Annotated in this window: 12 protein-coding genes; 9 read left to right on the forward strand and 3 right to left on the reverse strand. The window is 37.7% G+C overall.

Annotation, left to right across the window (positions count from 1 at the left end):
- Window positions 1-11 precede the first annotated feature (11 nt).
- Window positions 12-896: a sensor histidine kinase gene (locus tag ACFCYJ_RS03605; protein WP_376070794.1), complete on the forward strand. Its 885-nt coding sequence runs from the start codon at window positions 12-14 to the stop codon at window positions 894-896.
- A gap of 161 nt (window positions 897-1,057) precedes the next feature.
- On the opposite strand, the gene ACFCYJ_RS03610 is transcribed toward ACFCYJ_RS03605, so the two are convergent.
- Entirely contained in the window at window positions 1,058-1,231 is a 174-nt protein-coding gene (locus ACFCYJ_RS03610) for a hypothetical protein (protein WP_376070797.1), read from the reverse strand.
- 102 nt (window positions 1,232-1,333) lie between these two features.
- Between ACFCYJ_RS03610 and ACFCYJ_RS03615 the strand changes: the two genes are divergently transcribed.
- Both ACFCYJ_RS03615 and ACFCYJ_RS03620 read left to right on the forward strand, forming a co-directional pair.
- On the forward strand, window positions 1,334-2,260 hold the full coding sequence (locus tag ACFCYJ_RS03615) for a DUF2268 domain-containing putative Zn-dependent protease (RefSeq protein WP_376071215.1): 927 nt from the start codon (window positions 1,334-1,336) through the stop codon (window positions 2,258-2,260).
- A complete protein-coding gene (locus ACFCYJ_RS03620; RefSeq protein WP_376070800.1) occupies window positions 2,235-3,002 on the forward strand; it encodes a MerR family transcriptional regulator in 768 nt (255 codons plus the stop codon). Before ACFCYJ_RS03615 ends, ACFCYJ_RS03620 begins: the two co-directional genes overlap by 26 nt.
- A 304-nt stretch (window positions 3,003-3,306) precedes the next feature.
- On the opposite strand, the gene namA is transcribed toward ACFCYJ_RS03620, so the two are convergent.
- Window positions 3,307-4,317 carry an NADPH dehydrogenase NamA gene (namA, locus tag ACFCYJ_RS03625; protein ID WP_376070802.1) on the reverse strand — a complete coding sequence of 337 codons (1,011 nt, stop codon included), beginning with the start codon at window positions 4,315-4,317 and terminating at the stop codon, window positions 3,307-3,309.
- Window positions 4,318-4,515: 198 nt separating this feature from the next.
- Complete coding sequence (proC, locus tag ACFCYJ_RS03630) at window positions 4,516-5,322, reverse strand: pyrroline-5-carboxylate reductase (protein ID WP_376070804.1); 807 nt, start codon at window positions 5,320-5,322, stop codon at window positions 4,516-4,518.
- 535 nt (window positions 5,323-5,857) lie between these two features.
- Here proC and ACFCYJ_RS03635 point away from each other — a divergent pair.
- From ACFCYJ_RS03635 to ACFCYJ_RS03660, 6 genes are all read left to right on the forward strand, one after another.
- Window positions 5,858-6,805, forward strand: a complete 948-nt coding sequence (locus tag ACFCYJ_RS03635; protein WP_376070807.1) for an MBL fold metallo-hydrolase — start codon at window positions 5,858-5,860, stop codon at window positions 6,803-6,805.
- 8 nt (window positions 6,806-6,813) lie between these two features.
- Window positions 6,814-7,569, forward strand: coding sequence for an SDR family NAD(P)-dependent oxidoreductase (locus ACFCYJ_RS03640; RefSeq protein WP_376070809.1), 756 nt, complete (start codon window positions 6,814-6,816; stop codon window positions 7,567-7,569).
- Between the two features lie 404 nt (window positions 7,570-7,973).
- A complete protein-coding gene (locus tag ACFCYJ_RS03645) occupies window positions 7,974-9,164 on the forward strand; it encodes an argininosuccinate synthase (protein ID WP_376070812.1) in 1,191 nt (396 codons plus the stop codon).
- 86 nt (window positions 9,165-9,250) lie between these two features.
- Entirely contained in the window at window positions 9,251-10,624 is a 1,374-nt protein-coding gene (argH, locus tag ACFCYJ_RS03650) for an argininosuccinate lyase (protein WP_376070815.1), read from the forward strand.
- Between the two features lie 210 nt (window positions 10,625-10,834).
- Window positions 10,835-11,212, forward strand: coding sequence for a carboxymuconolactone decarboxylase family protein (locus tag ACFCYJ_RS03655; RefSeq protein ID WP_376070817.1), 378 nt, complete (start codon window positions 10,835-10,837; stop codon window positions 11,210-11,212).
- A gap of 654 nt (window positions 11,213-11,866) precedes the next feature.
- On the forward strand, window positions 11,867-12,244 hold the full coding sequence (locus ACFCYJ_RS03660) for a GntR family transcriptional regulator (RefSeq protein ID WP_376070820.1): 378 nt from the start codon (window positions 11,867-11,869) through the stop codon (window positions 12,242-12,244).
- The last annotated feature ends 5 nt before the right edge of the window (window positions 12,245-12,249 follow it).

Genomic DNA, 12,249 nt, shown 5'->3' on the forward strand with positions numbered 1-12,249 from the left:
GGATGTAGGGAATGTGGGTTGTGGCAATTGTAGTCATTGTAGGATTACTGTTTTATATTTTTTATATACAAAGGCAACTACGATTGATGAACGTACAATTGTCACAACGTCTACATGAGCAATATACGCAACCAATTAGCGTAGAGCTATTAAACAAAGAAATAAATCAACTAGTGGCAAATATAAATCGCATATTAATAGAATCACAAAAATCAAAGTCGTATATTAAACGGGAAGAAAAATACTACAAGGAAATGATTTCAAACATTTCTCATGATTTTCGTACGCCGCTAACTGCGATAAAGGGCTATCAACAAATGCTTTTAAAAGAATCCTTAACAGAAAAGCAGCTTGCAAAGCTTGAAGTCGCACAACAACATGTTGGAAGACTAGAGCAATTATTAGAAACATTTTTTGAATATTCCTATTTGCATAGTAATGAAGATCAACCCAAAAAAGATCGTATTAATATATCAAATATAGTATTTGAAGAGATTGCTGGTGCCTTTGCACAATTTGAACAAAAAGGAATAGCCGTCAACTTGCCTAATTTTGAGCCGCTCATTATTAACTCTGACGAAGAAATGCTTTTACGCATTGTGCAAAACTTAGTACGAAATAGTATCATGCATGCGCAAGGTGATGTAACTATAAAGATGTGGCTAGAAGAGGAACATGCATATATCTATTTTCAAAATCCGATTGACGAAAATATTCAACTAAATCCTAACCAGCTTTTTGATCGATTTTATACAACAGACAATTCCAGGCGTAATAACACAGGTCTAGGGCTAGCTATCGTCAAGCTGTTAGCTGAAAAATTAGGTGGAAGTGCAACGGCCAAAATAGAAGATGGAATGATTGAGTTTTTAGTGTGTTTAAAAAAGAATTTGTAATATTAGTAGCCAAGAAGGTTATTGTATCTTGGCTATAACAATACATAAAACGTTTACATCGAACATCTAAAATATTTATGCTTTAGGGAACTTGGATATGGCCTAAACTTAGTGAAAAAAAACAAGGTGACTACAATTTAGTCACCCTTGTTTTTAACATATTAGTAGATTAAATTGTAAGCTTTCTCAAAGAAACAATCGAATTCTCGTAAATTATCGTTAATACCAATGTCTGCGTAATCGGTATGACTAGCAACTTCTCTTGAAGCAGCTAAAGCAATTTTTCCAGCAAGTGTAGTACCAATAATTATTTGAACGACTTTGTTATTAATCACTGTATCTAATACTTCAGGTGTTTATTTTTAGTTAATTCCCTTGACTATAACGCTACGTCATAGTGCATAATTTTAACTATATTAAATAAGGGAGTGAAAGAAATGAATATAAAATCCTTGCGGTCAGATAAAATATATCGAAAAATTTTACAAGCTCCAAAAGCGGAAAGGGTTGAGTTATACAGACAAGAAATGTTGGCCCCGTTTATGGGGAAATGGGAAATTCAACATGTTCCTTTTAAAGCTGAGGAGCCAAATGGTTTTGATGTTATTACATTGAATAATATAATGAGCATTTCTCCTAATCAGATTTCAAATGAGATTACACCTGAATTAGAATTGATTTCTTCTGATTCTTTTTGGTCTGAGTGTAAAGAAGCTGTTAGGAAAAGCCTTCATTTATTTAGAGAGCATGATGTGAACCCTCGTGTAGCCGATTACTTATTTACGATTCTATTAGGGGATCCAAATAGCCCTTCATTAATGTTAAATGAAGGATATAGTGGTGATGGAGGTATCCCTGGCTATATATTGTGTACACTTGTGCCAAATGAGTACACAATACCTCGAATGAAAGCTGCTTTAGCACATGAATGTAATCATAATGTTCGATATCAATTTATTCAGTGGGACCATACTGTTACTTTGGGTGAATTAATTGTTAGTGAAGGGTTAGCAGAAAACTTTGCTACTTCTATTTTTGGGGAAGATCTACTTGGTCCTTGGGTATCGAAAACAACTATGGAAATGCTTAATAGACATATTAAACCTGTGCTAAAGGAACTATTACAATTAACAGGATTTGATAAAATTGCACCGTATCTTTATGGTGACGAATTAGCAAAACTTCAAAACTATATGCCAGTCAATATGTCTTATGCTGCTGGTTATGCCTGTGGATACTATTTAATTAAATACTATTTAGAAAAAACAGGTAAAAATATCTTTGAAGCTACAATAACTCCTGCCAATCTAATATTAGATGAAATAAAAGGATTTTGGGATGAAGAAACAATTATTAACGGTTAAAGATATTGTCCAAATTACAGGCATAACAAAAAGAACCTTACAATATTATGATAAAATAAATTTATTAAAGCCAATTTACTTAACAGATAATGGTTATCGACTATATGATAGTAACAGTTTAGCAAAGCTTCAAACCATTCTATTTTTTAAGGAAATGGAATTTTCTCTAAAGGAAATTGCGGATGTTTTGAAACTTACGAGAGAAGAAAAGCAACAATTATTAAAGAAGCATAACCAAACTTTATTGTTAAAAAAACAACGTTTAGAAACAGTTATTATTGCGGTGGATGAGTATGTATCAGGAAAGGATATCTACAATTTAAATATTTTTAATAATTCATCCATTTTACCATTACAAGAACAATATGCTCATGAAGCGAAATTCATCTATGGAGAAACAGAAAAATACAAAAAATTTGAGGGGAAACTGAAAAAACTCTCTCCTAGTGAAAAAGCAAACTTATCTCATGAATTCGAACAAAAAATGGAAAGAGTATTTAGAAAAATTGCTTCCTATATTAATCAATCACCTACTTCCGATGAAGTACAGCAATTAATTGTAGAGTGGAAAAGTTATCTCGAACAATCTATTGTATGTGACTCTGAAATGTTGACATGTATTGCAAATACGTATAAATTTGATAATCGATTCAAAAATTATATAAATCAATTTAGTAATGAAGACTTAGCTGAATTTTTATATAACGCTATTATTCATTATATCAATCAACATAAGCATTAATTTCATACTTTTTAATACAACATATAAATAAAAGATGGTGTTAATTGAAATTTCACACCATCTTTTTAAATAACTTTATTTGCTTTTAAACAACTTTATTGTGGATGAGCTTAGAGTCGCTTCCTCTGCTAATGTTATTGCTGTCGCTCGTTTTCGCACAGATAAAACGTTGTTGCTGAAGTCATTTAATATGACACTGACACTTTAATATCATTGACTTAATAGAACAATATGAAAACAGCTTGTTAAAATAAATCAACAAGCTGTTTTTACATGTTGGTGAATAGCCACTATCCCGTTATTTTTACCAGCCTCGTACGTATTGCACTGGTGGTTGAACTTCTTCTCCTAACTCCTTGGCCGCATGAAGTGGCCAATAGGGTTCGCGAAGAAGAACACGTGCTAGCAAAATTAAGTCAGCACGGTTATTTTGTAAAATTTCCTCTGCTTGAATGGCTGTCGTAATAAGGCCGACCGCTCCAGTTGGAATATCAGCACCATGCTTAATCTCTTCAGCATGAGGCACTTGGTAGCCTGGAAAAACATTTATATGAGCTTGCACGACACCACCTGTAGAAACATCCACTAAATCGACACTCTGTGATTTCATCCAGCGACTGAAGACGATAAAGTCATCCATTGTTGTACCATCTTCTGCATAGTCTTCAGCGGAAACACGCACAAGCAAAGGACCTTCCCAAACACTACGAATAGCATCGATGACCTGGCGTAATAATCGATAACGATTTTCTTGAGAGCCACCGTATTGGTCATTGCGTTTATTCGTTGCTGGTGATAAAAATTCACTAATTAAATAGCCGTGTGCTCCATGGATTTCTAGAACGTCAAAGCCTGCTTTAGTTGCTCGAATAGCTGCTTGCTTAAATGCTTCTACAACATATTCAATGTCTTCTAATGTCATCTCTGTTGGTGTTTTATAAGCATCGCTAAATGCAATGGCTGATGGAGCAAATATTTCTCCATCTACAGTTGCTTTACGCCCAGCGTGTGCAAGCTGTATGCCGGTTTTTGCTCCGTATGCCTTCATTCCTTGAACTAATTGGCTTAAACCTTCTATATGAGCGTCATCCCAAATTCCGAGATCGTTACTAGATATACGACCTTCTGGTACAACACCAGTAGCTTCGACGATGATTAAACCAACTTGACCAGCAGCCCGTGTTGCATAATGTACTTGGTGGAAAGGTGTGACAAGTCCATCATCCTGCGCCGAGTACATACACATCGGTGCCATCACAACACGATTTTTTAAAGAGATAGTTTGTAATTGATAAGGTTCAAATAATTTAGTCAACAGAAAGCCCCCTAATCCCTAGTGATATACTCTATCCCGCATTAACGGGCAGTAATACTCCCACCTCAAAATTTTGGCAAAAGCAAAGAAGTTAGATGGGAGATAAACTGCCCGTAAAAGCCCGATTCGTTCAACTAATAATCAGTGGGGGATGAAGAAAACCCCCACTGATTAAAGTTTCACTTTATTTTGCACCCATTATTTACTATTTGCAAGTGAACGGGATCGAGCTTCTGCTTCTTTAATACATGCTTCTATAGCTTCATTAAATTGATATTGTTCAAGGGCCTTTATTCCAGCTTCTGTTGTACCGCCAGGGCTTGTTACTTTACGGCGTAATACATCAGGCTCTTCGACGGTTTGCTTTAGCATTTCCGCAGTACCAGCTAGTGTTTGCGTCATTAATAGTCGTACTGTTTCCTTTGAGAGACCGACCTTTGTACCTACCCGTTCAAATGCCTCCATTAAATAATAAATATAAGCTGGGCCACTCCCTGAAAGTGCAGTTACAGCATGTAATTGATCCTCATCCACCTCAATTACTGAACCAACCGCCTCTAATAGCTGTAAGAAAATGGAGCGCTGTTCTGCAGTCACTTTGTCATTAAAGGCAATTCCACTTGCAGACATCCCAATAGTAGCAGAAGTGTTAGGCATAACGCGTGCGACTGGGCGAGCACCTAAATGTTCTATAATAGTAGTAATAGCGATACCGGCTAAAATAGAAAGAACGGCTGAGTGCTCTGCAATTTTAGGCTTTAACTCACGCATCGCTGTAACGGCATCTTTAGGCTTCATCGCTAAAATGATTAAATCAGCGTGCTGATAAATATCATGGTCAATATTGCAATTTACACCATATGTGTCGTGTAAAAAATGTAAGCGGTCTTTGTCTGAGCGGTTGGTGACGTAAATTTCTTGCGCTGTAAATACTTTTTCTTTAATCCATCCCTGAATCAATGCCTCTGCCATAGAGCCTGCACCAATAAATAGTATTTTTTTCATGATAAAACCTCCAGTTCAAAATCAATTTCGCCTTGGCGTAATTGCGTCCGGATTTTGAATTGTGCTAGCACAATTCATTCCTTTGAAAATCCGTGACATCCGCCGGAGGCTTTATCTTCATTCAGCTGTCGCTACGCTTTCGCTACTAAAACATTTGCTGAATGAAGATAAAAAAGCGCTCTCGTCCTTATAAAGAAGGACGAAAACGCTGTAGTTTCCGCGGTACCACCTTTGTTTGCCAATTGGCACAACTCATAGCCCTTTTATCGCAAGGGAAACGGTTATGTTTTCATAACTGCTCAGAAGTAGGTTCGGTAATGGGAGTGGGTGATGTTACTTTCAGCAAATGTAACACTCTCTATGACACCTTCACCAACTACGTACTTGGCTTCATCAACGCATAAAAATAATTAGATTATTCAAAATTATATTGATAATACGTCAACCTGTCAACTGGAGGGTGACGAAAAGAAGAAAAACTTGTAAAATAGAATGAATCGGTATTCACTAGTTGCATAAAAGGGGGAAACAGCTTTTGTCTATATACAAAATAGAAATACCAACACCCTATGACGTAGGAGATGTAAATGCATTTGTTGTCAAAGGCGATGCGTTGACAATTTTTGATGTTGGTCCTAAAACAACGGAAGCCTATGACGCGCTAAAATGGGGTATTCGCGCAGCGGGCTTTGATATGAGAGATATTGAACAGGTTGTATTAACCCATCATCACCCAGATCATGCAGGTTGGGTGGATGCCTTTCCAAACGCAGAAATTTTAGGGCATGCCTATAACGATAAATGGCTTCGTCATGACGAGGATTTTTTACGTTACCATGTGCAGTTTTACAGTGAACGTTTATTTGAGCACGGTGTTCCTCAAGAATATATCCAGCCGAGTGTACATGTCCGCCGTGAAATAGAGCTTGTAGGCGAACGACCATTAACACAAATTCTTAACGATGGGGATGAAGTGCCAGGACATCCTGGATTAAAGGCTATTGAAACATTAGGACACGCACAAAGTCACTTAATCTTCTGGGATGAAAAAACTCATCATGTTATCGGTGGAGATTTATTGCTTGAAAAAATAACGCCAAACCCGTTAATTGAGCCACCACTAGACCGTGCATTAGGACGTACGAAATCGTTACTACAATATAATGAATCGCTAGAAATATTACGACGATTACCAGTTAAAACAATGTATACAGGACATGGTGCAGAGTTGCAGAATATTCCTGATTTAATTAATAAACGATTACAACGCCAGCATCAGCAAGCTTTGAAGGTTTGCGAATTATTTGGTGATGAATCATTAACTGCTGTACAAGTAACGAAGCGTTTTTACCCAGCAGTTTTTCAACGTCAGCTTGGTCTGACACTGTCTAAAACGCTCGGTTATTTAGATTACTTAGAGGCCAACAATTTGATTACATCTACAAAAACGGAAGAAGGTATTTTTTTATTTCATAGAAAGTAGGTGTAAACATGAGCGTGAATAAAAAGACTATCTTCGTGACAGGTGCAACAAGTGGTGTTGGACTGAAAATTACAGAATTATTAGTAGCACAAGGTCATACGGTTTATGCGACAGGACGCAATACAGTCGCATTGAAAGCATTAGAGCGCGTGGGCGCAAATGTGATCCAAGCAGATTTAGCGAATGTAGCTACAATAGATGAAGTATGTGCTCAGCTACCGCCTCTTGATGTAGCTATTCTATCTGCCGGGGTAGGTAAATTTGGTATGGCACCTGACTTATCAGATGAAGCTATTAGACAAATGGTTGAGTTAAATGTCAATGTACCGATATATTTAGCAAAACGTTTAGCAGCGCCTATGATACAACGTCAACAAGGTCAGCTCATCTTTATCGGCTCACAGGCAGGAAAGGTAGCGACACCGAAGGCAAGTGTTTATGCTGCTACAAAGCACGCAATTGTCGGTTTTACGAATGGACTTCGCATGGAACTGGCTCCGTATAATGTGAAAGTCACTGCGATACATCCAGGTCCAATTGATACACCATTTCTAGACAAGGCGAGTGATGAAAGTGGCTATCGCGAGTCTTTAGGAAGATTTTTATTAACAGCTGAAGAAGTGGCACAAGCTACGATAAATACAATCGAGCGTCCTGTCCGAGAGGTTAATTTACCACGGATCATGGGGTTAACAAGCAAGCTATATGCAATGGCACCTGCAACCGTTGAGTTTTTAGGCAAATCATTTTTTAATAAAAAATAGGTAATCAACTGTAAATATACTCGAGTAAAAATCGAGTGTGTTTACAGTTTTTTTATGTTAGGAATGATATCTGTTAAAACGCTTGTCATTTGCTCATCGGACGCCCCCAGGAAAGCGCCCATCAGACTCCTTGTCTTGTAGAAGAGCCATTTACTATCCTAAAATTTATACTATATACATTCATGTAGCGAGTAAAAAATCGTTTTTTCGAGTAAAAATATTCATAGTTTGTACAAGCGCTTAAAGTGTTAGAATGACACACTTTTTACAATAAACATAAAAGTCTATTAATTTATAAAAATACACTTGTTTTTATTTTTATAACATGATACTATTCGTGTATAAACTTTTAGTTGAATGTATAAACATACATATCTTATAGATTAATTGGAGGCGCATTTTTTATGGCAAATAAAAAAGTAGTATTAGCATATTCAGGAGGTCTTGATACTTCTGTAGCAATTCCGTGGTTAAAAGAACAAGGTTGGGACGTTATTGCAGTGTGCCTTGACGTTGGTGAAGGTAAGGACCTTGAATTCGTAAAAAATAAAGCTCTTCAAGTAGGAGCAATTGAATCATATATGGTAGATGCGAAGGATGAGTTTGCGGAAGAATATGCATTAATCTCATTACAAGCTCATACTTGGTACGAACAAAAATATCCATTAGTATCTGCGCTTTCTCGTCCATTAATTTCAAAAAAATTAGTGGAAATTGCAAATCAAGTAAGTGCGGACGCAGTAGCTCATGGTTGCACAGGTAAAGGGAATGACCAAGTTCGTTTCGAAGTTTCCATCAAAGCTTTAAATCCAGATTTAGAGGTATTAGCGCCTGTACGTGAGTGGGGCTGGAGCCGTGATGAGGAAATCGAATATGCCATGAAACATGATGTACCGATTCCTGCAACATTAGATTCACCATTCTCTATCGACCAAAACTTATGGGGCCGTGCAAATGAAGCGGGCGTAATGGAAGATCCATGGGTATCTCCACCAGAAGAAGCATATGGTTTAACAGTTTCTGTGGAAAACGCTCCAGACGAAGCGGAATACGTAGAACTTGAATTCGTTGCTGGTAAGCCAGTAGCTTTAAACGGAAAAGAAATGAAGCTTGCTGATTTAATCCAAGAGCTAAATGCAGTAGCTGGTGCACACGGTGTTGGTCGTATCGATCACGTAGAAAACCGATTAGTTGGTATTAAATCCCGTGAAGTATATGAAATTCCAGGAGCAAAAGTGTTATTAACAGCACATAAAGAGCTAGAAGACTTAACGCTTGTAAAAGAGTTAGCACACTTCAAGCCAGTCATTGAGAAAAAATTATCTGAATTAATTTATGATGGTTTATGGTTCTCACCATTACGTGTAGCACTGGAATCATTCCTTGCTGAATCACAAAAATTTGTGAACGGAACTGTACGTGTGAAGCTTTACAAAGGTCATGCAATTGTGGAAGGACGTAAATCTCCAAATTCACTTTATAGTGAAAAGCTTGCAACTTACTCTAAAGAAGACCAATTCAACCATGCTTCAGCAGTAGGCTTCATCGAATTATGGGGTCTGCCAACAGTGGTTAACTCTTCAGTAAATAAATAAAAACTAATTTTGACAAACAAGGTGTAGGATAGCTTTGTGCTATGCTGCACCTTTTCAAAAAGAAATGAAGGAAAAGGTGAGCTGTTATGACAAAACTTTGGGGCGGACGTTTCCAAAAATCAGCAGAAGCATGGGTGGACGAGTTCGGCGCATCGATTGGCTTTGACCAACAGCTTGTTCTAGAAGACCTTGAAGGTAGCGTAGCACATGTTACGATGCTTGGCGCAACAGGAATTTTACCAGCAGCTGACGTAGAGGCAATTCTCGGTGGACTTGCACAATTACAAGAAAAAGCAATTGCAGGGGAGCTTGAATTTACAGTTGCTAATGAAGATATTCACTTGAATTTGGAAAAAATGCTCATTGATTTAATTGGTCCTGTCGGTGGTAAGCTTCACACAGGCCGTAGCCGAAATGACCAAGTAGCAACGGATATGCATATTTTCTTGAAAAAACGTGTGAAGGAAGCAATCGGTTTAATAGAGACATTCCAAAAGACATTGCTAGAAAAAGCTGAGGAGCATGTGGAAACAATTGCACCAGGCTATACACATTTGCAACGTGCACAACCAATCTCATTTGCGCATCACTTAATGGCTTATTTCTGGATGTTAGAGCGTGATAAACAACGCTTTACGGAGTCACTTAAACGTATCGATATTTTGCCTTTAGGTGCAGGTGCCATGGCGGGGACAACTTTTCCAATCGACCGCTTAAAATCCGCGGAGCTTCTAGGCTTTAGCGAGATTTATGCAAACTCTATGGATGCAGTAAGTGATCGTGATTTTATCGTTGAATTTTTAAGTAATTCATCATTATTAATGGCGCATCTATCTCGCTTTGCCGAGGAAATTATTTTGTGGTCGACAGATGAATTCAAATTTATCGAACTAGATGATGCCTTCTCAACAGGTTCTTCTATTATGCCACAAAAGAAAAACCCTGATATGGCGGAGTTAATCCGTGGAAAAACGGGACGTGTTTATGGTAACTTAATGGGCTTATTAACAGTTCTTAAAGGAACACCGTTAACATACAACAAAGATATGCAGGAAGATAAGGAAGGTATGTTCGATACAGTCCATACAATTCTTGGTTCTCTAAAAATCTTTGAAGGTATGATTCGCACAATGACTGTCAATACAGAGCGTTTGCACCAGGCAGTACACTCTGACTTCTCCAACGCTACGGAGCTTGCAGATTATCTAGCAACAAAAGGTATGCCTTTCCGTGAAGCACATGAAGTGACAGGAAAACTTGTATTCACATGTATTCAAAAGGGCATCTACTTATTAGATTTACCGCTTGAAGACATGAAAAAAGAAAGTGAGCTTATCGAAGCAGATATTTACGATGTATTAGCACCTGAAGCTGCCGTTCGTCGTCGTCATTCATTAGGTGGAACAGGATTTGATCAAGTAATCATCCAAATCGAAAAGGCAAAATCTTGTCTTGCGTAACAATTATTTTAGCGTGCATGTCCTTGTGACTTTGCATAGATATTCATTAAAGCTGTCCAGTGAGGCACTATGATAAAACATTTCCTTTTTCGTTAGAGCCAGAGGGTGAAATGAAAAAGAGCCCCTTACATAGGTGAAGGACAATCCCCAATTCTGGAGACGCGGAATTGGGGTTTTTGTGTAATGAAATAATAATGGGAGGGATTTTCAATGAATGAGCGTTTTACAAAGGGGATCGAAACAATAAAGCAGTATGTGACAAAGGAAGAAGCGGCAAGAATGATTGAGGCGGATGCACTAGCTGACATCGCACCAGATTTACGCAAAATGATTATTGAATTTGCCTATGGTGATGTTTATTCACGACCAGGGCTAGAGGCAAAAAGCCGTGCACTTGTTGTCATTACAGCAGTAGTAACGCAAGGTGCTGCCCCACAAACAAAAACACATATTAAACGTGGTTTACATGCAGGTTTGACTCAAACAGAAATTGTGGAAGCACTATTGCAATTAGTGCCATACATCGGTTTTCCGCGTGTGCAAAATGCTTTAACTATAGCGCAACAGGTTTTTAATGAAGAAGCGTAAAATTTCCTTGGCGTTTCAAGCTATATGAAGGCACTTTAATAAAAATGAGCACCACATGAATAAACATTTATGAAACGGTTCATATTAAGAACGGAACCACTTATTAATCTAATGTGATTAGGAGGATGTAGAATGAGTAGTCAAACACCCAAAGACCAGGAATCTCAGGAAAGTCCGCCACAACTGTATAGGGTGAGCTTTTAAAATCTTAAGGAATAGGTAAGGCAGAGGATATTCTGTTTTGCTGTATCTTAAGAAGAAGCAAAAACCGATACAGATACAATCAAATAGAAATAAGTGTTCTTGGGTCCAGAATTTTTCTGGATCCTTTTTTTATTTTGTATTCATTGACCTAAAGCCCGATTGGTGAATACAATCAGCAGGGAAAGAAACCCCGCTGATTAAGTTTTACTTTATCCCGCATTAACGGGCAGTAGAACTCCCACTTTAAAGTTCAACGCAAGAAAAGAAGTAAGGTATGAGATTAACTGCCCATAAAAGCCCGATTGGTGAAGACTAATAATCAGTGGGGGAAAGAAACCCCACTGATTAAATTTCACTTTATAGAAAAAATTGACTCTTTCAGAAAACTGTATTACTCTGTGTATGACAGATTTCTGTTTGGTGATAAGCGGTACAGATGGGAGGGGTAAGATGAATATTCATTTAGACCCAAGCAGTGAATTACAGCTCTACAAACAGTTAGCAAATCAGTTAATTGAGTTAATTGCTAAGGGAGAGCTGAAAAATGGTGATACATTACCCTCAGTTCGTTCAATGGCTACGGATTTAGGTATTAATGTCAGTACGGTAAGTAAAAGCTATCATGAACTTGAAGAAAAAGGGTTAATCGAATTAAAGCCGAAAGCAAAGGCTATCATTATCGGTGGTCAAAAAAAAGAGCTGGAAGAGACGGAAGTTGAAAAAGTAGAACATGCTTTAAAGCCAATTATGGCTGAGGCATTTGCACGTGGTCTCGAAAAAGATCAGATGACAAGTTTGTTTCATCGAATTTTAAAACAATGGAAGTAGGGGGA

Origin of the sequence: Lysinibacillus sp. NPDC056232 (assembly GCF_042267565.1) — a bacterium.
In the GTDB taxonomy this organism is placed as follows: domain Bacteria; phylum Bacillota; class Bacilli; order Bacillales_A; family Planococcaceae; genus Lysinibacillus.

Coding starts and splice junctions, on each gene's coding strand:
- ACFCYJ_RS03640 (WP_376070809.1), top strand. CDS start 6,814: ATGAGCGTGAATAAAAAGACTATCTTCGTGACAGGTGCAACAAGTGGT.
- ACFCYJ_RS03615 (WP_376071215.1), top strand. CDS start 1,334: ATGAATATAAAATCCTTGCGGTCAGATAAAATATATCGAAAAATTTTA.
- ACFCYJ_RS03620 (WP_376070800.1), top strand. CDS start 2,235: ATGAAGAAACAATTATTAACGGTTAAAGATATTGTCCAAATTACAGGC.
- proC (WP_376070804.1), bottom strand. CDS start 5,322: ATGAAAAAAATACTATTTATTGGTGCAGGCTCTATGGCAGAGGCATTG.
- ACFCYJ_RS03660 (WP_376070820.1), top strand. CDS start 11,867: ATGAATATTCATTTAGACCCAAGCAGTGAATTACAGCTCTACAAACAG.
- argH (WP_376070815.1), top strand. CDS start 9,251: ATGACAAAACTTTGGGGCGGACGTTTCCAAAAATCAGCAGAAGCATGG.
- ACFCYJ_RS03645 (WP_376070812.1), top strand. CDS start 7,974: ATGGCAAATAAAAAAGTAGTATTAGCATATTCAGGAGGTCTTGATACT.
- ACFCYJ_RS03605 (WP_376070794.1), top strand. CDS start 12: ATGTGGGTTGTGGCAATTGTAGTCATTGTAGGATTACTGTTTTATATT.
- ACFCYJ_RS03655 (WP_376070817.1), top strand. CDS start 10,835: ATGAATGAGCGTTTTACAAAGGGGATCGAAACAATAAAGCAGTATGTG.